22 protein-coding genes are annotated in these 20,649 nt (G+C 64.8%); 6 read left to right on the top strand and 16 right to left on the bottom strand.

Going from position 1 to position 20,649, the window contains the following annotated elements:
* Positions 1–195 carry a YbdD/YjiX family protein gene (locus tag ACUXH0_RS22425; protein WP_004628224.1) on the top strand — a complete coding sequence of 65 codons (195 nt, stop codon included), beginning with the start codon at positions 1–3 and terminating at the stop codon, positions 193–195.
* A gap of 76 nt (positions 196–271) precedes the next feature.
* On the opposite strand, the gene ACUXH0_RS22430 is transcribed toward ACUXH0_RS22425, so the two are convergent.
* The 5 genes from ACUXH0_RS22430 to gabT form a co-directional block, all read right to left on the bottom strand.
* Positions 272–1,018 carry a tetratricopeptide repeat protein gene (locus tag ACUXH0_RS22430; RefSeq protein ID WP_009239373.1) on the bottom strand — a complete coding sequence of 249 codons (747 nt, stop codon included), beginning with the start codon at positions 1,016–1,018 and terminating at the stop codon, positions 272–274.
* Between the two features lie 101 nt (positions 1,019–1,119).
* Complete coding sequence (metW, locus tag ACUXH0_RS22435; RefSeq protein WP_004628226.1) at positions 1,120–1,755, bottom strand: methionine biosynthesis protein MetW; 636 nt, start codon at positions 1,753–1,755, stop codon at positions 1,120–1,122.
* Entirely contained in the window at positions 1,752–2,966 is a 1,215-nt protein-coding gene (metX, locus tag ACUXH0_RS22440; protein WP_182594643.1) for a homoserine O-succinyltransferase MetX, read from the bottom strand. Before metX ends, metW begins: the two co-directional genes overlap by 4 nt.
* Positions 2,967–3,244: 278 nt before the next feature.
* Positions 3,245–4,747, bottom strand: coding sequence for an NAD-dependent succinate-semialdehyde dehydrogenase (locus ACUXH0_RS22445; RefSeq protein ID WP_182594642.1), 1,503 nt, complete (start codon positions 4,745–4,747; stop codon positions 3,245–3,247).
* A gap of 4 nt (positions 4,748–4,751) precedes the next feature.
* Positions 4,752–6,032: a 4-aminobutyrate--2-oxoglutarate transaminase gene (gabT, locus tag ACUXH0_RS22450; RefSeq protein ID WP_182594641.1), complete on the bottom strand. Its 1,281-nt coding sequence runs from the start codon at positions 6,030–6,032 to the stop codon at positions 4,752–4,754.
* 153 nt (positions 6,033–6,185) lie between these two features.
* Between gabT and pdxR the strand changes: the two genes are divergently transcribed.
* Positions 6,186–7,700, top strand: a complete 1,515-nt coding sequence (gene pdxR, locus ACUXH0_RS22455) for a MocR-like pyridoxine biosynthesis transcription factor PdxR (protein ID WP_004628232.1) — start codon at positions 6,186–6,188, stop codon at positions 7,698–7,700.
* Between the two features lie 62 nt (positions 7,701–7,762).
* Here pdxR and slmA read toward each other — a convergent pair whose 3' ends face one another.
* Genes slmA through argB form a run of 3 tightly spaced genes read right to left on the bottom strand, consistent with a single transcriptional unit; the run spans position 7,763 to position 10,242 of the window.
* Positions 7,763–8,413, bottom strand: coding sequence for a nucleoid occlusion factor SlmA (gene slmA, locus ACUXH0_RS22460; RefSeq protein ID WP_004628236.1), 651 nt, complete (start codon positions 8,411–8,413; stop codon positions 7,763–7,765).
* A gap of 45 nt (positions 8,414–8,458) precedes the next feature.
* Positions 8,459–9,316, bottom strand: a complete 858-nt coding sequence (locus ACUXH0_RS22465) for a pyrimidine 5'-nucleotidase (RefSeq protein ID WP_182594640.1) — start codon at positions 9,314–9,316, stop codon at positions 8,459–8,461.
* Entirely contained in the window at positions 9,316–10,242 is a 927-nt protein-coding gene (gene argB, locus ACUXH0_RS22470; protein WP_004628239.1) for an acetylglutamate kinase, read from the bottom strand. Before argB ends, ACUXH0_RS22465 begins: the two co-directional genes overlap by 1 nt.
* Before the next feature lie 175 nt (positions 10,243–10,417).
* Here argB and ACUXH0_RS22475 point away from each other — a divergent pair, with 175 nt between their 5' ends.
* Entirely contained in the window at positions 10,418–11,011 is a 594-nt protein-coding gene (locus ACUXH0_RS22475) for a sigma-70 family RNA polymerase sigma factor (protein WP_004628241.1), read from the top strand.
* Between the two features lie 34 nt (positions 11,012–11,045).
* Positions 11,046–11,258: a zf-HC2 domain-containing protein gene (locus ACUXH0_RS22480; RefSeq protein ID WP_004628245.1), complete on the top strand. Its 213-nt coding sequence runs from the start codon at positions 11,046–11,048 to the stop codon at positions 11,256–11,258.
* 216 nt (positions 11,259–11,474) lie between these two features.
* Here the strand turns inward: ACUXH0_RS22480 and ACUXH0_RS22485 are convergent, their stop codons facing one another.
* Both ACUXH0_RS22485 and ACUXH0_RS22490 read right to left on the bottom strand, forming a co-directional pair.
* Positions 11,475–11,696 carry a hypothetical protein gene (locus ACUXH0_RS22485; RefSeq protein WP_004628246.1) on the bottom strand — a complete coding sequence of 74 codons (222 nt, stop codon included), beginning with the start codon at positions 11,694–11,696 and terminating at the stop codon, positions 11,475–11,477.
* A 44-nt stretch (positions 11,697–11,740) separates the two neighbouring features.
* Positions 11,741–12,235 carry a copper chaperone PCu(A)C gene (locus ACUXH0_RS22490; RefSeq protein ID WP_182594639.1) on the bottom strand — a complete coding sequence of 165 codons (495 nt, stop codon included), beginning with the start codon at positions 12,233–12,235 and terminating at the stop codon, positions 11,741–11,743.
* A 141-nt stretch (positions 12,236–12,376) separates the two neighbouring features.
* Between ACUXH0_RS22490 and ACUXH0_RS22495 the strand changes: the two genes are divergently transcribed.
* Together ACUXH0_RS22495 and ACUXH0_RS22500 are read left to right on the top strand one after the other, a co-directional pair.
* The gene (locus ACUXH0_RS22495; protein WP_182594638.1) at positions 12,377–13,723 is read left to right on the top strand and encodes an ATP-binding protein; all 1,347 of its coding nucleotides are present in this window, start codon (positions 12,377–12,379) and stop codon (positions 13,721–13,723) included.
* A 48-nt stretch (positions 13,724–13,771) separates the two neighbouring features.
* Positions 13,772–14,350 carry a response regulator transcription factor gene (locus ACUXH0_RS22500; RefSeq protein WP_004628252.1) on the top strand — a complete coding sequence of 193 codons (579 nt, stop codon included), beginning with the start codon at positions 13,772–13,774 and terminating at the stop codon, positions 14,348–14,350.
* Between the two features lie 33 nt (positions 14,351–14,383).
* On the opposite strand, the gene ACUXH0_RS22505 is transcribed toward ACUXH0_RS22500, so the two are convergent.
* From ACUXH0_RS22505 to zigA, 6 genes are all read right to left on the bottom strand, one after another.
* Complete coding sequence (locus tag ACUXH0_RS22505; protein WP_004628255.1) at positions 14,384–14,587, bottom strand: CsbD family protein; 204 nt, start codon at positions 14,585–14,587, stop codon at positions 14,384–14,386.
* A gap of 78 nt (positions 14,588–14,665) precedes the next feature.
* On the bottom strand, positions 14,666–15,280 hold the full coding sequence (locus ACUXH0_RS22510) for a hypothetical protein (protein ID WP_182594637.1): 615 nt from the start codon (positions 15,278–15,280) through the stop codon (positions 14,666–14,668).
* Positions 15,281–15,496: 216 nt separating this feature from the next.
* Complete coding sequence (gene hslU / locus ACUXH0_RS22515) at positions 15,497–16,828, bottom strand: ATP-dependent protease ATPase subunit HslU (protein ID WP_182594636.1); 1,332 nt, start codon at positions 16,826–16,828, stop codon at positions 15,497–15,499.
* Between the two features lie 26 nt (positions 16,829–16,854).
* A complete protein-coding gene (gene hslV / locus ACUXH0_RS22520; protein WP_004628261.1) occupies positions 16,855–17,391 on the bottom strand; it encodes an ATP-dependent protease subunit HslV in 537 nt (178 codons plus the stop codon).
* A gap of 157 nt (positions 17,392–17,548) precedes the next feature.
* On the bottom strand, positions 17,549–19,150 hold the full coding sequence (locus ACUXH0_RS22525) for an ABC transporter substrate-binding protein (RefSeq protein WP_182594635.1): 1,602 nt from the start codon (positions 19,148–19,150) through the stop codon (positions 17,549–17,551).
* A gap of 100 nt (positions 19,151–19,250) precedes the next feature.
* Positions 19,251–20,558: a zinc metallochaperone GTPase ZigA gene (gene zigA / locus ACUXH0_RS22530; protein WP_009239384.1), complete on the bottom strand. Its 1,308-nt coding sequence runs from the start codon at positions 20,556–20,558 to the stop codon at positions 19,251–19,253.
* Between the last annotated feature and the right edge of the window lie 91 nt (positions 20,559–20,649).

Consider the following 20,649-nt stretch of genomic DNA (forward strand, 5'->3'; position numbering starts at 1 on the left):
ATGCGCGAAGAACTCGAAAACTTCGGCCGCTACCTGGGCCAGACGCTGCGCCTGATGGTCGGCGTGCCAGACTACGACACCTACGTGCGGCACATGCAGGAGACGCACCCCGGCCAGGCCGTCATGACGTACGAAGACTTCTTCCGCGAACGCCAGGACGCGCGCTACGCCGGACGCGTCGGCCGCTGCTGTTGATGAACGGTTGAACGCGCTCCCAAACAAAAAACCGCCGGTGCATGCAGCCATGCCCGGCGGTTTTTTCTTGCGTGCCCTACATGGACCGACGTGCCGCTGTGGGCGGATCGCCGTGCTTGGCCCGATAGGTTTTCTCCACCAGTTCACGCAGCTTGCCGAGCGCCCCCACATCACCTTGGGCGGCCGCCCTGCCGTACCACTTCTTGGCCTGCTCGATATCCTGCGGCACGACACCAGGCTCGCCGCGCTCGTAATAGCTGCCGACGATGTACTGCGATGGCGCATCGCCCCCTTCGGCCGCCTTCTTGTACCAACTGAATGCGCGCCCGTAGTCGCGTGGCACACCGCGCCCGGTGAAGTAATCGGTGGCCAGCGCACGCTGCGCCTCGACATGCCCGCCGGCGGCGGCACGCTCGTACCACTTGTTGGCTTCTTCCAGCGAGCGCGGTACCAGTTCGCCGCGTTCAAACAATTCGCCGTAGGCAAACTGCGCGTGGGTCATCTGGTTGTCGGCGGCACGGCGCAGCCATTTGACCGCTTCGTCGGGCCGGGCGACGGTGCCTTCGCCGCGCATCAGCATCATCGCGTAGTTGAATTGCGCGAGCCGGTTGCCGCGCTGGGCTGCCTCGGCAAATTCATCGAAGGCGTGGCCGAAATCGTTCTTCTCATAGTGCGCGATGGCGATCTGGGTGAGGGCGTCGGCGTCGCCTCGCACAGCTTGCGGCGAGGTTGCGGCAAGTGCAAAAGGCGCCGCCATCCCCATCGCAATCACCAACACCGTCTGCAGCATGCGCGGACTACTGCGCCTGGTCTGTCTGCTCATCACACGCTCCTCACCGGAAGAGGGTCCAGTGTAGCGCGCCACTGTGCTGCGTGTGGGCGCGCACAAACCAGCACACGGCAAGTCCATCGATGCCCGGGCAATCAGCCGGCGCGCACCCGGTACACCGCTACGCTGCCACGCCAGTTGGCGCCCCAGCGCACCACGTTGCCTTCGTGCAGCACCACACGGTCGAGAATCACCAGCCCCACCTTGGGCGCCAGCGCTTCAAAGTCGCGGATGGTCAGCACACGCACGTTGGGCGTGTTGTACCACTCGTACGGCAGCGACTTGGACACCGGCATGCGCCCGCGAAAAATCGAGAGCCGATGCGGCCAGTAGCCGAAGTTCGGAAACGACACGATGCACTCGCGCCCCACGCGCAGCATCTCGCGCAGCACCTGCGCCGTGTTGTGGATGGTCTGCAGCGTTTGCGAAAGGATGACCGTATCGAAGCTCTTGTCCTCGAACAGCGCCAGCCCGCCTTCCATGTTCTGCTGGATCACGTGCACGCCCTTTTGCGTGGAGGCCAGCACGCCCGCATCGTCGATCTCGATGCCGTAGGCCAGCACGTCGAGCTCATCCTGCAGCACGCGCAACAGGCTGCCGTCGCCGCAACCGAGGTCGAGCACGGTCGAGCGCGGCTCGATCCAGCGAGCGATGGCACGAAAATCCGCCCGGTCCGCCAGGATGTTCGGCACCGCCGACGGTGCCGCGGGGTTCAGCGTTTGCGTTGTCATGCGCCGATCTCCTGGGCGATGCGTTCGTAATAGGCGCGGACCAGCGCGTGGTAGCGCGCGTCTTCCAACAGGAAAGCGTCGTGACCGTGCGGCGCGTCGATCTCGCCGTAGGTGACGGGATGCTTGTTGTCGAGCAGCGCCTTGACCAGTTCGCGGCTGCGCGCAGGGGCGAATCGCCAGTCGGTCATGAAGCTGACGACGAGGTAACTCGCCTTGGTATGCGCGACGGCCTTGGTCAGGCTGCCGCCGTAGGCCAGTGCGGGGTCGAAGTAATCGAGCGCGCGCGTGATCAGCAGATACGTGTTCGCATCGAAGTACTCGGCAAACTTGTCGCCCTGATAACGCAGGTAGCTCTCGACCTGGAACTCGACGTCGAACGAGAAGCGGATGTCTTCCGCCTTCAATTCGCGGCCGAATTTCGCGGCCATGTCTTCGTCCGACAGATACGTGATGTGGCCGATCATCCGGGCCACGCGCAAACCGCGCTTGGGCTTGACGTTGTGCGCGTAGTAATCGCCGCCGTGGAAATCGGGGTCGGACAGGATCGCGCTGCGCGCCACCTCGTTGAAGGCGATGTTCTGCGCCGACAGCTTGGGGGTGGACGCCACCACGACGCAATGCCGCAGCCGGTCCGGATACATCAGGCTCCAGGCCAGCGCCTGCATGCCGCCGAGGCTGCCGCCCATCACCGCCGCAAACTGCTCGATGCCGAAACGATCCGCCACGCGCGCCTGGGCGTTCACCCAGTCTTCCACCGTCACCACAGGGAAGCGCGCGCCATAGGGCAGGCCGGTTTCCGGATGCGGGCTCATGGGGCCCGTCGAGCCGAAACAAGACCCAAGGTTGTTCACCCCGATGACGAAGAAGCGGTTGGTGTCGACCGGCTTGCCGGGGCCGACCATGTTGTCCCACCAGCCGACTTCGCCCTCGGCGTGCACGCCCGCCACGTGGTGCGAAGCGTTGAGTGCGTGGCAGATGAGCACGGCGTTGGAACGGTCGGCATTGAGCGTGCCGTAGGTTTCGACCATCAGGTCGTAGCCGCTGATCTGCGAGCCGTTGCGCAGTTGCAGCGGCTCGGCAAAGTGCATGCGCTCGGGCACGACCAGGCCGATGGCGTTGGCCGGCTTGCCCTGGTGTGCCGTCGGAGAGGAAGTATCGGCCTGCGCCGCATCGGGTGCGGTGACCGCGGGGTCAGCCTGGATGTCTGTCATGGCACCAAAGAAAAAACCCGACCGGCAACGCTGTTCACGCAACCAATCGGGTTCTCATGTGGCGCACGGAGGGCGCTTACTTTCACCACCCCGCTCTGACCGAACCTCTTTAGCCGCATTTGTAATGAGAGCCCAGCGCCACATCCGTGGATGTCTGAACTCCCGCGCGCCCGCAAGCCAGTCGTCAAATCGGCGCGCCAGAGGAGGGTGATTATAGAGCAAGCGGCGGCAGACGCATCACTGCTGCGTGATGCGTCCAATCTTCTGTCATACGCCGGTCAGAGGCCGGCCATGTTGATGTACTTGATCTCCAGGTACTCGTCGATGCCGTATTTGGAGCCTTCGCGGCCCAGACCCGATTGCTTGACGCCGCCAAACGGCGCTTCGGCCGTCGAGATCAGGCCCGTATTGACGCCGACCATGCCCGACTCCAGCGCATCCGAAACGCGCCACGCCCGGCCCAGATCGCGCGTGTAGAAATACGCAGCGAGACCGAACTCGGTGTCGTTGGCAGCGGCCACGGCTTCGTCTTCCGTGTCGAAGGGGATGAGCGCCGCCAGCGGGCCGAACGTTTCTTCATGCGCGACCAGCATGCCCGGCTTCGCATCGACCACGACGGTCGGCTCGAAAAACGCGCCGCCCTGCGCCGACAGGGCATGCGGCTTGCCGCCCACTAGCACGCGGGCGCCCTGGCGCGCAGCGTCGTCCAGATGCTGTTGCACCTTGTCCATCGCCCGCATGTGGATCAACGGGCCCTGCTGCACGCCGGGCTCCGTGCCGTTGCCGACGCGCAGCGCACGCACGGCGTCAGCCAGCTTGGCAGCAAACGTGTCGTAGATGCCGCGCTGCACATAGAAGCGGTTCGCACAGACACAGGTCTGGCCCGCATTACGGTACTTGGCGATCATCGCGCCCTCCACCGCTGCATCGACGTCGGCATCGTCGAACACGATGAACGGCGCATTGCCGCCCAGTTCGAGCGACAGCTTTTTGATGTCGTCCGCGCACTGGCGCATCAGCAAACGGCCAACGGCGGTGGAGCCCGTAAAGCTCAGCTTGCGCACGATCGGGTTGGACGTCAGCTCGCCACCAATCGCCTGCGAATCGCCCGTGACGATGGACAGCAGGCCCGCCGGCACGCCAGCACGCACGGCCAGCTCGGCAAATGCGAGCGCAGAGTAGGGCGTTTCCAGCGCGGGCTTCACCACCATCGAACAGCCGGCTGCCAGCGCCGGGCCGACCTTGCGCGTCATCATCGCGATGGGGAAATTCCACGGCGTGATGGCCGCGCTCACGCCAATCGGCTCCTTCTGCACAACGATGCGGCGATCGCCCTGCGGCGACGGAATCGTGTCGCCGTAAATGCGGCGCGCTTCTTCCGCAAACCATTCGATGAACGAGGCGGCGTAGGCAATTTCACCGGCGGCTTCCGGCAGCGGCTTGCCTTGCTCGGCCGTGAGGATGGCCGCAAGGTCCTGCTGGTGCTCCATCATCAGATCGGCCAGCTTGCGCAGAATCTTGGCGCGATCACGTGCGCTCACCTTGCGCCAGGCGCGTTGCGCAACCTGTGCGGCTTCGATGGCGCGGCGCGTTTCGGCGGCGCCCATGCCGGGCACGGTGCCGATGGTGCGGCCGGTGGCGGGATCGGTCACGTCGCGCGTGGCACCGTCATCGGCATCGGCCCAGGTGCCGGCGACGAACGCTTGCGTGCGCCACAGGCCGGGGTCTTTCAGCGCGATCGGCGGCGTAACCGGCGCGCTCGGCAAGTCGGTGCGGGTCATGGTGTCAGCCCTCCAGTGCGCGTTGCAGGATGGCAAGGCCCTCTTCGAATACCGCGTCTTCAATCGTGAGCGGGAACAGGAAGCGGATCACGTTGCCGTACACACCGCACGACAGCAAAAGCAGGCCGGCTTCGAGCGCCCGTTGCTGCACGAGCTTGGTGAAGTCGGCGTCGGGCTTGCCGTCCGGCGTATTGAATTCGACAGCAACCATCGCGCCCACACCACGCACTTCCGCAATGCGCGGCTGGCGGCCTTTGACAGCGTTCAGTGCGTCGACAAGGCGCGCACCCAGTGCGGCGGAACGCTCGCAGAGCTTCTCGTCGGCAATGATGTCGAGCACCGCGTGTGCGGACGCCACCGCCAGCGGGTTGCCGGCGTAGGTGCCGCCGAGCCCGCCCGGAGCAGGCGCGTCCATGATCTCTGCGCGGCCCGTGACGGCCGACAGCGGCAGGCCGCCGGCCAAGCCCTTGGCCATCGTCGTGATGTCGGGCAGCACGCCGGTGTGCTCCATGGCAAACAGCTTGCCGGTGCGGGCAAAGCCGGTTTGCACTTCGTCGGCGATCATCACGATGCCATGCTCGTCGCACAGCGCCCGGATGGCGCGCACAAAGTCGGCGGGCATCTGATAGAAGCCACCCTCGCCCTGCACAGGCTCGAAAATGATGGCCGCCACCTGGCGCGGATCGATATCGGCCTTGAACAGGCGCTGAATGGCGTCAAGCGCATCCTGCGTGCTCACGCCGTGCAGCGCGACGGGCGCCGGCACGTGATAGATGCTACCCGGGAACGGTCCGAAGCCCGTCTTGTACGGCACCACCTTGCCCGTCAGCGACATGCCCATGAACGTACGACCGTGGAACGCGCCCGTGAGTGCGATCACACCTGGGCGGCCCGTGTGCGCCCGTGCGATCTTGATGGCGTTTTCCACTGCCTCTGCGCCAGTGGTGAAGAACGCGGTCTTCTTGGCGTGCGTGCCGGGCGTGATCGTGTTCAGGCGCTCGGCCAACTCGACGTATGAGCCATACGGCACGATCTGGAAAGCGGTATGCGTGAAGTGATCCAGCTGCTCGCGCACGGCCTGCACCAGACGCGGGTGACGATGGCCCGTGTTGACCACGGCAATGCCGGCCGCGAAGTCAATGTAGCGTCGGCCTTCCACGTCCCAGAACAGCGCGTTCTCGGCGCGCTCGGCGTAGCGGTCGGTCATCACACCGACACCGCGCGGCGTAGCGGCGAGGCGGCGGGCATTCCATTGGACGTTCTGTTGCGGGTCTCGGGCGTTCATGGCGGTCGTATGCGTTGGGTCAAGAAAGAGGTGATGCGAGCCAGTGTGGCCTCATTGGCTCTGTACAATAAGACCCAATCAGGATTTTCTTTTGGAACCACTTTGGCTCCATCGCCCACCATGGCAGACCACTCACCCACACACCGCGCCAGTATGCTGGTCGACTACCTGCAACGCCGCTTCGACCGTGCAGAGCCGGGGGGCGAGCCCGACCACCGCCGCCTGTATCGCGTGTTGCAAGAGGGCATCCTGCGCGACGAGCTGCAGCCGGGCACGCGCCTGCCGTCGTCGCGGCAGCTGGCCACGGAGTTGGGCATCGCGCGCAACACAGTCATCCACGTCTATGAACAACTCGGCGTGGAAGGCTATGTTTCGGCGGGCGTAGGCAGCGGCACCTTCGTCGCCGATACCGCGCCGGACCGGCTGGACGCGGCGCCTGCACCGGCCGCAGCCGTGGCCGCAGTGGCAGCAGCACCGATAGCCGAGGCGGCCGCCCCGTCCGCGCCGATCCTTTCCACGCGCGGCCGTGCCCTGGTGCGCGATGCAGGCGCCAGTTCGCGCCAATGGGGCGCGTTCATGCCGGGCGTACCGGAGGTGCGGATGTTTCCGGCGCGCATCTGGTCGCGCTTGCACAACCGGCTGCTGCGCAAGCCGTCGCCCGCACTGCTGACGTATCCCGTGGGCGCGGGCTACCTGCCGCTGCGCACCGCGCTGGCCGATTACCTGCGCACCGCGCGTGGCGTGCGCTGCGAGCCCGAGCAGATCATCATCACAGCCGGCATCCATCCGTCGCTCCAGCTCATCGCCCAACTGCTGTGCGACGCCGGCGACAGCGCGTGGATCGAAGACCCGGGCTACTGGGGCGTGCGCAGCGTGCTCACCGCTGCGGGCGTGCGCACGGTGCCGCTGCCGGTGGACGACGAAGGCATGCGCTTCGACCTCCCCACGCGCGGGCGCCAGCGCAGCAAGCCGCCGAAGCTCATGGTGGTCTCGCCCTCGCACCAATATCCGCTCGGCTCGGTGATGAGCCTGGCGCGACGCCGCGCGCTGCTGGCCACCGCGCAGGCAACCGATGCGTGGATCGTCGAAGACGACTATGACAGCGAATTCCGCTACGGCAGCCGCCCGCTGCCTTCATTGCAAGGACTGGATGAGGGTGGGCGCGTGCTTTACATGGGCACGTTCTCGAAAGTGCTGTTCCCCAGCTTGCGGATTGGCTATCTGGTCGTGCCGCCGGCGCTGGCCGATGCGTTTGCGACGGGGCTGTCAGAGATGTTCCGCGGCGGCCAGATTCTCACGCAGGCCGTGCTGGCGGACTTCATTGCGGAGGGCCATTTCGTCTCCCACATCCGGCGCATGCGCGGTGTGTATGCGGAACGGCGCGAAACGCTGCTGGCGTCCATCGCCCACGAGTTTGGCGACGCACTGCCCGTGCATGACGGTGCGTCGGGCCTGCATCTCGTGCTGGGCTTGCCGGCCAGCACCAACGATGTGGCCGTTGCCGACCTGGCGCTCGCCAATGACGTCGTCACTCGCCCCCTCTCACGGTATTACCAGGACGATGCGCGTCGCCTGCCTGGGCTGCTGCTTGGCTATGGCCATGTGGAGACGGAGCAGATTGCGGCGCGCTTTCATACGTTGGCGGAGGCGGTACGCACCATCGGCTGACCCACGCGGCACACAACAAGAAAGCCCCGCATCGCGGGGCTTTTGCTTGGGGGGAAGCCCACTCAGGCCAACAGCACCCGCAACTGCGCGTCCGCGCCTTCCACCGGAGACTTCCGGAAACCGCTCTTGGCATACCGATGCCAACGCCCGAGCACCGCACACACGAGCAGGTTGGCGCGCGAAGCGATGTCGGTATCTGCCGGCCAGGCACCCTGCGTGACCGCCATGCGCAGGCTCTGCTTGAGCGATGCTTCGATGCGATCCAGGCACTGCGCCATGCGCTCGGGCAGGCGCTCGTCTTCGCCGACCAGCGCATCGCCCACCAGCACGCGTGTCATGCCCGGGTTCTTGTCGGCAAACGACAGCAGCATGTGCGCGATGGCATGCGCTTGGCGCAGGCCGTGTTCTTCACGCAGCGTGATCTGATTGATGAGGCCAAAGACGGTCTGCTCGATGAATTCGATCAACCCTTCGAACATCTGCGCCTTGCTGGCGAAGTGGCGGTACAGCGCCGCCTCGGATACGTCCAGCCGTGCCGCCAAGCCAGCGGTTGTGATCTTTTCACCACGCGGATGCTCGAGCATGCCGGCGAGCGTCTGCAGAATCTGCACACGGCGCTCGCCCGGGCGGGGGCGTTTGCGTACCGGCGGTGCTGCTATGGCGACGTCCGCGACCGGCTCGGCGGTCGGAAACTCCGTTTGCGCGTTGCTCATGACTTCCTGGCCCCTCTCCCGTTGCGAGCGCGGAGTTACCACTGCCTAGCCGCGTCGAACAAGCCTTCGTTTTAGTTGAAGCACCGATTTTACTTTCACGCCCACATAGCCGGGCCGGTTGGCGAACAAAATCGGTGTGGCGGCCGGTTGATGTGGTGAATTTGCACGCGCGCCCACGGCTGCCGCTTGCATTGGATGCAATGCATCGGCAGCGGAGGTCGGCTGGACGCCCGGCGGCACGCGCCGCAGATAGCCCGTCACCCAGACCGTGCCGATCCCCAGGCGTCGATAGCGTTTGAGGTGAGAAAGCGTGTCTTCGACGAGGATGGCGCGTGATGGCGCAATCCGTTCGCGTGCAAGCAGCCGGCGCAGCATCAGCGGATCGGGTTTCGGACGCAGGCGCCGGTGCACCCACATGTGTTCGACGGCGATTTCGCGCAGGAATGCGCGTTTCAGGCCAATGAGGCGCAAAACCTCGCGCGCGTAGGCGACGGGCGCGTTGGTCAGCAGAATCTTGCGCCCGGGCAGGGCGCGCAGCAGTTGGGCGAGGCCGCGTTCGGCGCGCACCATGGCGCGCAGGTCATCAAAGCGGTGGGCCTCGGCCAGGAAATCATCGGGGTCGACGCCGTGATGGCGCACCATGCCGAGAATCGTGGCGCCATAGCGGCGCCAATAGTCCACGCGCACTTGGCTGGCGGTGGCGTCGTCCGTGCCGAGCACGCGTGCCACGTACGCCGTCATCAGCCGGTTGATCTGCGGAAAGATCGCGTGCGATGCGTGGTGAAGGGTGTTGTCGAGGTCGAACAGCCAGACCGGCTGCCGGGCGGGCGCGGAGCCCGCCGGCACCTCGCGCGGGAAGGTGCGCGCAGCATGGCGCACGCGCACCGCCCGGGTGGTTCGCATCAGTGCGAGCGGATCATCGTGCCGAACGCCTGTTCGGTCAGGATTTCCAGCAGCAGCGAGTGCTCGATGCGGCCATCGACGATGTGCACCGAATTCACGCCGCTCTTGGCGGCATCCAGCGCCGACGAAATCTTCGGCAGCATGCCGCCCGAGATCGTGCCGTCGGCAAACAGCTCGTCGATCTCCCGCGCCGACAGGTCGGTCAGCAGGTTGCCCTGCTTGTCCATCACGCCGGGAATGTTGGTCATCATGACAAGCTTCTCGGCCTTCAGGATCTCGGCCATCTTGCCGGCGACCACGTCGGCATTGATGTTGTAGGCCTGGCCTTCGTCAGAGAAACCGATGGGCGAAATGACCGGAATGAACGCGTCGTCCTGCAGCGCCTTGACCACGGCCGGGTTGATCGTCTCGATGTCGCCCACGAAACCGATGTCGATAAACTCGCCCGGCTTCTCCCGGTCCGGCATCTTCAGCTTCTTGGCGCGGATCAGACCGCCGTCCTTACCGGTCAGGCCGACTGCCTGGCCGCCGTATTGGTTGATCAGCATGACGATGTCCTGCTGGACTTCGCCGCCGAGCACCCACTCGACCACTTCCATGGTCTCTTCGTCGGTCACGCGCATGCCCTGGATGAAGGCGCCTTGCTTGCCGACCTTCTTCAGGGCTTCGTCAATTTGCGGGCCACCGCCGTGCACCACCACCGGGTTCATGCCGACCAGCTTGAGCAGGATCACGTCGCGCGCGAAGCTGTGCTTGAGCTTTTCTTCCGTCATGGCGTTGCCACCGTATTTGATGACGATGGTCTTGCCGTGGAACTTGCGAATGTAAGGCAGGGCCTGCGCAAGAATCTCAGCCTTCACCGGCGGCGCGATATGCGCGAGTTCGGGGTCGAGGCCAGCAGGGTCGGGGGCAGCAGAAGCGGTCATGACGGTGACATCCGGTTGGGCAGGTATGATGGAACGCCGAATGTCGCCTGCAACACAAAAAAACGAAGCAGCCCATTTTCGGCAGGCGCGATTTTACAAGAAAAGGCGCTACGGTCTGGTGGCGCACCTTGCGTGCCCGCCATACCGTTGCCACGAAAGAACACCCTGGGGAATCATGGCCATCGCACCCGACCAACTCGACGCGCTGCGCCCTCATCTGCTGCGCTTTGCGCAACTGCAATTGCGCGACACCGCCCTGGCTGAAGACACGGTGGCCGACACCATCCTGGCGGTGCTCGAACATCCCGAGCGCTTTGCCGGCAACGCCTCGCTCAAGACTTACGTCATCGGCATCCTTAAACACAAGATCATCGATGCGATCCGCTCGGGGCGGCGCGAAGTGCGCGTCTCGCTGCTTGCGGGCGGTGAGTCCGACGAGGCCGGCATGCGTTCGGACGAGGCCGTCTTCGACAGTCTGTTCGCCGCCGACGGCCACTACACGAGCCCACCGTCCGACTGGGGCGACCCCGATGCCGCGCTGTCACGGCGCGAGTTTTTCGACGTGCTGCAAATGTGCGTCGATCGCCTGCCGCCGCGCGTTGGGCGCGTCTTCATGATGCGTGAGTGGCTGGAGCTGGAAACCGACGAAATCTGTCAGGAATTGCAGATCACGGCGACCAATGCCTGGGCACTGCTCTACCGTGCCCGCATGCGCCTGCGCGAGTGCCTTGACCTGCACTGGTTCGGCAACCAGCCGGCCGCCGCCTGAACCGCATCGCTATCGCACCACCGAGAAAGACCACATGCCAAACCGTTGGGGAATGCTCACCTGCAAGGAAGCGCACCGCGTGCTGGTGAGCGCAATGGACCGCGACCTGCGCACCGGCGAACGCCTGCGCTTGCGCGTGCATCTGTTCGCGTGCGATGCCTGCACGCGGTTCTCACACCAGATGGGATTGCTGCGCCAGGCGATGCACAAGCTCGGGCAAGACGACGACGGGAGCAGCCAAGGGTGACCCCGTCCGCCGCCAACACCGTATGCGCGGTCTGCGGCGCGCAGATGCGCTGCGGAGCGATCGGCGACGGTAAGCAGCCCGACGCGACATGCTGGTGCACGACAGAAGGAATGCTACCTGCCAGCGCGCGGCGCCCGGGACAGGGCTGCCGCTGCCAGCGTTGCCTGCGCGAAGCGATTGCGCAGGCAAAGGCAGCGTCTGAATCCTGCTGACCGATCAGTCTTTGTCCTTGTTGTCGTCGTCCAGCGTGCGCAGTGCACGGCGGACGTCGGCCCGCCCGCGCTGGCGTTCAGCGTGGCCGCCTTCGGTGTGGGCCCCGGCCCTGCGGCCGCGGGTGAGCGGAACGAGAAAATTGCGCGGGCGCGCAGTACCGGCCTTCGTTGAAGGCTCGATGCGGAAGGTCAGTTTCTGGCGAGTGCCCAATGTCTTGTTAGCCATGGGAATGCTTCCTTACGGCTTGAAGCGACACTCGCCGCAAGCCATCAATGCTTGTGTTCGCCGCCATGGTTCATGGCGGGCATGTTGCCGGCGGTCAGGTCGCGCACGCGGGCCTCGACCTTCTGCTCGACAACGCGCTTGTCGGCCAGCTCCACCTTCAGCGTGAGCGGCACGGTGGCGTCCTTGGCCAGCGGCTGCTTCAGGTCCATGAGCATCACGTGGTAGCCACCCGGCTTGAGTTGCACCGTCTGGCCCTTCGGCAGCTCCAGCGACGGGACGGCGCGCATGCGCATAACATTGCCTTCCATCTTCATCTCGTGGATCTCGGCCATGCCCGCAACGGGCGTCGTCACACCCACCACCTTGGCGCCGTCCGCCGATTGCAGCGTCATGAACGCGCCGCTGGCCGTCTGGCCCGGCACCGTGCCGCGCACCCAGGCGTCTTGCACCGTGACCTGTGCGAAAGCGGCGGCGCTGGCGAGCAGGCCAGCAGTGAGCACAGCCAGGCAAACGAAAGAACGGTTCGATCGGGACATCATCAGGGCTCCTGTCGGGGACAAACGTGCAGCGCATTAAAGCACAGCGCCTGCGGGGAGATAGGTTGGGTGCACAATTGTGCGGCCGATTGACGCATCGCCGCACGGAGAACCGCGCGGTGCGCACGTTTACACTTGTCCACCATGCTTTCCACCCTGTCTCTTGCCGCCCCGCTGCTGGACGCATCCAGTCTACGCCGCCTCTTCTGGCTGCGATGGAGCCTGCTGGCCACCCAACTGGTCCTGATGCTGCTCGCGCCGCTGGTATTTGGCGTGCAACTGCCGGTGGTGCCGCTGCTGAGCGTGATGGGCCTGCACGCGCTGTTCAACCTGCTGACCGGGTGGCGGGTGCGGCGCAACCGGCCCGTGCAGCATATCGAGATCACCGTTCAGCTACTGGTGGACCTGACCGCGCTGTCCGCCCTGTTGTATTTCACCGGCGGCGCGACCAACCCGTTCGTCTCGTTCTATCTGCCGGCGCTGGCGATCGCGGCGGCCATGCTGCCGCTCGCTCATGTGGTGGGCCTGACGCTGTACGCGCTGGCCGCCTACAGCATGATGCTCGGCAACTACATCCCGCTGAAGCTGGCGAACCCGGCAGATGCGTTGGCGTATCACCTGGCAGGCATGTGGATCGATTTCGTGGCAAGCAGCGCGATGATCGCCGGCTTTACGGCGCGCCTGTCGGCCGCACTGCGCGAGAGTGAGGCGCAGCTCACCGAAGCGCGCGAGCGGCTGCTGCGCGAGCAACGCATCGAAGCCTTGATGTCGCAGGGCGCGAGCGTGGCGCACGAGATGGGCACGCCGCTGTCTACCGTGGCCGTCATCACCGGCGAGCTGCAGCACGACGCGAAGCAGCCCGATTCACCGCTCGGCCCGTACCGTGAAGACTTGCGCGCCATCGAACAGCAACTCGAACTGTGCCGCGCCGCACTGGCGCGCCTGCAGCGCAAGCCCAACGACGGCGCACCCGAGCCGCTCGGCCAATGGCTACCGGATTTCACGCAGACTTGGCAGCTGCGGCATCCGGACATCCGCCTCCACACGGAGACGTCGCCTGCGGCACAAGCGGTGGAGCTCGATGCGGTGAACGTCGGCCAGATCCTCACGATCCTGCTGGACAACGCCGCCCGCAGCCAGCATCACGCTGGACGCGACCTGGTACCGCTGCTGCTGACCGCCAAGATCGACGCCAATCCAGACGTGCTCCGCGATATGCCGCCGCAGATCGTGCTGTCCATCATCGATACGGGGTTGGGCTTGCCGGAAGACCTGAGGACCTCGCTCGGCCGCACGCCGGTGCCAAGCCGGCATGGCGGTCACGGCATCGGGCTGTACCTGGCCTCCACCACCGCGCGCCGCCTGGGTGGTACCGTGGTGCTACGCCCGAATCCGCCGCAAGGCGCCATTGCCGAACTCCGCCTGCCGGTTGGCGGTCCGATGGAACACGCCGCCGCCCCCATCATTGGCGCGCCCACCCTCTTCACATAACGAGACGGCCTGACGCAGCCCCGTGCACGTACGGCCCCGGAGAACACCATGCAGCAGCCCGCCCCCTTTCTGATCCTCGATGACGACGACGTCTTTGCGCAGACGCTGGCGCGCGCGCTCACGCGTCGCGGCTTCGCTCCGCAGATCGCCCACACCGGCGGCGAAGCGTTGGCCCTGGCGCGCCAGACACGCTTCTCGTATGTCACTGTCGATCTACATCTGGCTGCCAGCGACAAGGGCCTCATGCCCCACGGCGGCACGGATTCCGGTCTGCACTGGATTGCCCCGCTACGTCAGGCGCTGCCCGAGGCGCGCATGCTGATCCTCACGGGCTACGCGAGCATTGCCACCGCCGTGCAGGCGGTCAAGCTGGGGGCTGACGAATACCTGGCCAAGCCGGCCAATGTCGATTCGATTCTGCTGGCGCTGCAGGTGGGCGTGTCTGAAGCCGTGGCCGAACAGACCATGGAAAACCCCGCGCCGCTGTCGGTCGCGCGCCTGGAGTGGGAACACATTCAGCGCGTGCTCGCCGAACACGGCGGCAATATCTCTGCGACCGCGCGGGCGCTCAACATGCACCGACGGACGCTGCAGCGCAAATTGGGCAAGCGGCCGGTCGCCAAATGAACGCCGGCCGCGTAAGGCTACATCAGCGCGGCATCACCAGCGGGTATCGCGCTCCCACGCCTTGAGTTCGTCTTCGGCACGTTCCTTCGTGTAGCCGTAGCGCTCCTGGATCTTGCCGGCAAGCTGGTCGCGCTTGCCGCGGATCACGGTCAGGTCATCGTCCGTGAGCTGCCCCCACTTCTCCTTGATCTTGCCCTTGGCCTGATCCCATTTACCTTCGATCTGATCCCAGTTCATACGTCCTCCGTTGCGATTGAGAGATTGAGACAAAACAGGGCGTCCCGCAGGCCGCCCGTATGGACCCTTTCGTCCGGCTTACTTCTTGAACTTGGCTGCCACGTCGTTCTGGCACTTCGTCTTGGCATCGCCCGACATGGCGTCGCAGCGCTCCTTGGCGGCCTTGTAGTTGGCGTCGTTGGTGTCCTTGACAGCATCGCGGCGCGCTTCGCTGACGTCCTTCGCAGTGCCGGTCGCCTTGGCGTGACTCACCTCCTCACCGCCCTTGGCTCGCGTGTACGCGGCCTTGGTATCCTTCACGCAGGTGTCTTTGTCGTTACCCTTCATGGCATCGCACCTGGTCTTGGCGACGTCGTAATCAGCCTCGGCCTTTTCCTTGGCGGCGCGGTTGCGGGCGGCTTCAGTGCCATCGCGCTCCACCACCGCATTGGCCTTGGCGACGTTGTAATCGCCCTTGGCCTGCGCGCGGCAGACGTCGCGGTCGTTGCCCTTCATCGCATCGCACTTGTCCTTGGCAGCTTTGTAATTGGCATCGGCTTGCTTCACGGCACTGTCGTAGGCGGCGCGCTTGGCATCGTTCGGGGCTGAGGCGCCGGCGGGGCCGGTGGGCGCCGGTGTGGTCTGGGCGTGGGCAATGCCCAAGGGGGCGCAGGCAAGCACGCAACACAGGGCCAGGCGTTGGATCGGTTTCATACGTTTCTCTCCTTGTCGTGGTTGGAATCGCGCACGCCAGGTGCGCGGCGCGCATTTGTCTGTGCGGCACCACCTTCTTCAGCAGATAACGGACCTGACCCGGCACGATCCTGAGCAAACCCTTGCCCGGCTTGGCTTCGCGGGCGCCCAAACAAAACGGGCCGCATCGTCTCCGATGCGGCCCGCAGGGCATTTTGGAATGCGTTGCTTACACGCTTACAGCACGTAGCGCGACAGATCTTCGTTGCCCGACAGCTCGCTCAAGCGCTCGTCGACGTACGCGGCGTCGATGGTCACCGTCTCGCCCGACGATTTGTGCGCGTGGAACGACAGGTCTTCCAGCAGCCGCTCCATCACCGTGTACAAACGGCGTGCGCCGATGTTCTCGACCTTCTCGTTGACCGAGCATGCGATCTCGGCAAGGCGGCGGATACCGTCTTCGGCAAACACGAGATCAACACCTTCCGTCTTCAGCAGCGCCTGATATTGCTTGGTGAGGCTCGCATCGGTCTGCGTGAGAATCGCGCGAAAATCTTCCACCGACAGCGAATCCAGTTCCACGCGGATCGGGAAACGGCCCTGCAGTTCCGGAATCAGGTCGCTCGGCTTGGACAGATGGAACGCACCCGACGCGATGAACAGGATGTGATCGGTCTTGATCATCCCGTACTTCGTGTTGACGGTAGTGCCTTCCACCAGCGGCAGCAAGTCACGCTGCACGCCCTGACGTGACACCTCGCCGCCGCCGTATTCGCTGCGGCTGGCAATTTTGTCGATCTCGTCCAGGAACACGATGCCGTTCTGCTCGACGTTGGCCGCCGCCTTCTGCTTCAGCTCGTCTTCGTTCACGAGTTTCGCCGCCTCTTCGTCGATCAGCAGCTTGAAGGCTTCGCTCACCTTCATCTTGCGACGGTTCTTCTTGCCTTGGCCCAGGCCCGCGAACATCGAGCGGATCTGCTCGGTCATGTCTTCCATGCCGGGCGGGCCCATGATGTCCATGCTCGGCGCGCCCGCCGACACTTCCAGCTCGATTTCCTTGTCGTCGAGCTGGCCTTCGCGCAGCTTCTTGCGGAAGGTCTGGCGCGCAGTCGAATCCTTCTCTTCCGGCTGCGCAAAGCCGATGTCGCGCGGCGGCGGGATCAGCACGTCGAGAATGCGGTCTTCGGCTGCATCTTCGGCCTTGGCGCGCACCTTCTTCATCTCGGATTCGCGCGTCTGCTTGACGGCCATCTCAGCCAGATCGCGCACGATGGTGTCGACGTCGCGGCCGACGTAGCCGACCTCGGTGAACTTGGTCGCTTCGATCTTGATGAACGGTGCGTCGGCCAGCTTGGCCAGGCGGCGCGCGATCTCGGTCTTGCCCACGCCAGTCGGCCCGATCATCAGGATGTTCTTGGGCGTGATTTCCTGGCGCAGCGGGTCTCCCACCTGCTGGCGGCGCCAGCGGTTGCGCAGCGCCACGGCCACGGCCTTCTTGGCCTTGTGCTGGCCGATGATGTGCTTGTCGAGTTCGGAGACGATTTCCGACGGCGTCATGGTTTCAGACATGGGAATCCTGTCGATGAAGGCGCTCGTTATTCGAGCGTCTCGATCACGAAATTGGTGTTGGTATAGATGCAGAGTTCGCCGGCAATGCGCAGCGATTTTTCCACCACATCGCGCGGCGCGAGGTCGGTGTTCTCCATCAGCGCCTTGGCGGCCGATTGGGCATACGAGCCGCCCGAGCCAATGGCAGCAATGCCGCCTTCCGGGTCCAGCACGTCGCCATTGCCGGTGATGACGAGGGTGGCTTCGCGGTCTGCGACGATCAGCATTGCCTCGAGGTGGCGCAGGGCGCGATCGGTACGCCAGTCCTTGGCGAGGTCGACGGCGGAGCGCAGCAGGTTGCCCTGGTGCTTCTGCAACTTGGCCTCAAAGCGGTCGAGCAGGGAGAAGGCGTCGGCGGTGGCGCCGGCAAAGCCGACCAGCACCTTGCCGTCGTAGATGGCGCGCACCTTGCGGGCCGAGCCTTTCATCACGATGTTGCCCAGCGTGACCTGACCATCGCCGCCGAGCGCGACCTGGTTGCCGCGCCGCACGCTGACGATGGTGGTGCCGTGATACTGTTCCATGCGCTTGTTCCTAGGGGTCCGGCTTGGCGCGGCCCCCAGCGGGCCGGCCAAAGAACTTCATACTTGACGCCAGCCCACAGGATTTCAACCCTGATTTCCGTCACGACGCACGCTTTTTGTGCGCCAAAAATCGCTTCTTACGGTGCTTCTTACCGTTTTAGTGCGTCACATCGAACGCGTAGGTCCGTTCATCCAGACGCGGCACCACCGTGTAACCCTTGCGCGCTGCCCACACGTTGATGTTGAAGTAGAGCGGAATCACACCGTCATCGCGGATCCCGATTTCCGTGGCCTCCTGCAGCAGCCTTTCGCGCTTGCTGTCGTCCAGGGTTTGCAGGGCTTCAGCCAGCTTGGCATCGAGCGCCGGGTTCGAATAGCGCCCGCGATTGGACGCCCCCCAGCCGCGGGCCGGATCAAAGGTGGCCAGCAGCGCCTTCAGGCTCGAACTGGCTTCACCCGTATCTGCTCCCCAGCCGGCCTGCAGGAACGAGAGATCCAGCTTGTTCGCCCGCGTGAAGAACGACGCTGACGGCAGCGTTTCGACCTTGGTGGCAATGCCCACCCGCGAAAGCATCGAAGCGATCACCTGAGCCACGCGGTCATCGTTCGGGTAGCGGTTATTGGTGGCGTGCAGCGTGATGGCAAAGCCATCGGGGTAGCCGGCCTGGGCGAGCAGTTTCTTCGCTGCGGGCAGGTCCGCCACCGGTGCCTTCAGGCCCGGCACGTGGCCGAACAGCGCACTGTTGACGAGTTGGCCCGTCGGTTCTGCCGCGCCTTCCATCACGCGGTCGACGATGGCCTGGCGTGAGATCGCCAGCGAAATCGCCTCGCGCACGCGGGCATCCTTGAGCGGGTTCTTCGGCAGCGGCTTGCCGGCTTTGTCGGTCACGAACGGCGACACATCGCGGTTCGAATCCATATGCAGATACATCATGCGGAACACCGGCATCTTGAATACCGACACCGCCGGGTCAGCCGACAGCTTCTTGATGTCCGAGCTCGGCACGTTCTCGATGACCTGCACATCGCCCGCCAACAGCGCTGCCACGCGCGGTGCGTCTGCCGTCAGAATGCGCAGCGTCACGTGCTGCCATTGCGGCTTCTTACCCCAGTAGCCGTCAAAGCGCGTCAGCTCCAGCCGATCGCCGCGCGTGAACGACGCGAACTTGTACGGCCCGGTGCCGATCATGGCGCGGCCATTGTTGAAATCGTCCGCGCCGGCTTTTTCGACGGCTTTTTTCGACACCATGTAGATGGTCGACAAGTCGTTCGGCACCAGCGGATAGGGGCCGTTGGTGGTGATGCGCACAGTCAGCTTGTCGAGGGCCGTCACCTCCTTGAAGCCACGCGTGTAGATCGTGAACGGCGATGGGCTGTTTTTGATCGTGGCCGGGCGCGCCAGCGAATACACGACGTCGGCCGAGGTGAACTCGCTGCCGTCATGGAAATGCACGCCGGGACGCAGCTTGACCTCCCACACCGTATCGCTCAGGGCTTTCCACGACACGGCGAGGCCAGGCTTGAGGCGCATCTTCTCGTCCTTGGCAATCAGCGCCTCGAACATATGCTCGGCCACGTTCGAATTTGGCGTGACGTTGTGGAAGTGCGGATCAAGCGAAGTGACATCGCTCGACAGCCCGATCACCAGCGTGGATGCCGGCTGAGCATGCGCCGCAATCGGCGCGAGCGCCGAGAGCGTCGTGGAAAAAGACAGCGCGGCAACAAGGTTCGCGGCGCGCAGCAGACGCAGGACCGGCATGACGACTCCCCGATGGTTCATGACGAAAGCAAAACGTTCGGGGATTGTCAGGACCGGATGACGCCGGTGTCAACGTCGATGAAGCAGGGGATCTGCGTGCTCAGTGATGGTGACCGCAGTCGCAGTCGTCACCGTGTTGGTGGTCGTGTTCGTCGTCGCCGTCTTCATCGCCGTGGTCGTCGTAGGCCCACGCGGGGAACGGATCGGCCAGCGCGACCCACGCTTCGGGTCCGGCAGCCATCTCCGCATCGGTCAGCAGGCAGGCGTCGAGTTGCGCGATCAGCGCGGCTTCATCCAGGTCCGTGCCGATAAAGACGAGTTCCTGACGACGGTCGCCCCAGCGTGCGGGCGCACCGTTGTCGTGCATCTTGTCGGCAATGTCTGCACGGGCTTCTTCTTCGTCGGGCCACTCGGCTTCATCCACCGCAGCCCACCATGCACCGGCGCCGCCGTGGCGCATCACGCCGCCGGCCTGCCCCCAGCTGCCAGCGGTGTCCATACGCGAAGCGAGCCAGAAATAGCCCTTCGAACGCAACACGCGGCCATGCTCGCGCAGCCATTCGGTGTGCATCAGGTTCCACAGACGCTGCGGGTGGAACGGCACGCGGCGGCGATAGACGAAACTGCCGATGCCGAGCGCCTCCGTCTCAGGCACATGTTCGCCGCGCAGCTCGGCCAGCCACGCCGGCGCGGCGGATGCGGCGTCGAAATCAAAGCGATGCGTATTGAGGATTTCGTCCAGCGGCACCGCGCCGAACGATGCCGGCACGATGCGCGCCCGCGGGTTCAGTGAATGCAGGATGCCGGCCAGGCGCTCGCGCTCGGCATCGCTCACGAGATCGATCTTGTTGAGCACGATCACGTCGCAAAACTCGACCTGTTCGATCAGCAAGTCGACCACGGTGCGGTCGTCGTCTTCATCACGCGCCTGGCCGCGATCGGACAGAAAATCAGCAGCGTCGTAGTCGGCCAGGAAGTGCTGCGCATCGACCACGGTGACCATGGTGTCCAGGCGCGCGAGGTCGGACAGCACGTCGCCTTCAGCGTCTTCAAACGTAAACGTCTCGGCAATCGGCAGCGGCTCGGCCACGCCGGTCGATTCGATGAGCAGATAGTCGAAGCGATCTTCGCGGGCCAGGCGCGCGATCTCGTCGAGCAGGTCTTCGCGCAGCGTGCAGCAGATGCAGCCGTTGGACAGCTCCACCATGCGCTCGTCGGTGCGCGAAAGCTGCGCACTGGTGGCCGTGCCATCGCCCACGAGCTGCGCGTCGATGTTGACGTCCGACAGGTCGTTGACGATCACGGCCACACGCTTGCCCTCGCGGTTGGCGAGTACGTGGTTGAGCAGCGTGGTCTTGCCGGCGCCCAGAAAGCCGGACAGCACGGTAACAGGAAGCGGACGGGACATGATCAGTGGCCTCGGTTCGTGGCCTAACAAAGCAAACAGCCCGGTGGATTACCGGGCTGCCAAACTCAAACAAACGCGTCAAACGCATGCG

The organism is Ralstonia sp. 110700041-2, assembly GCF_056280165.1.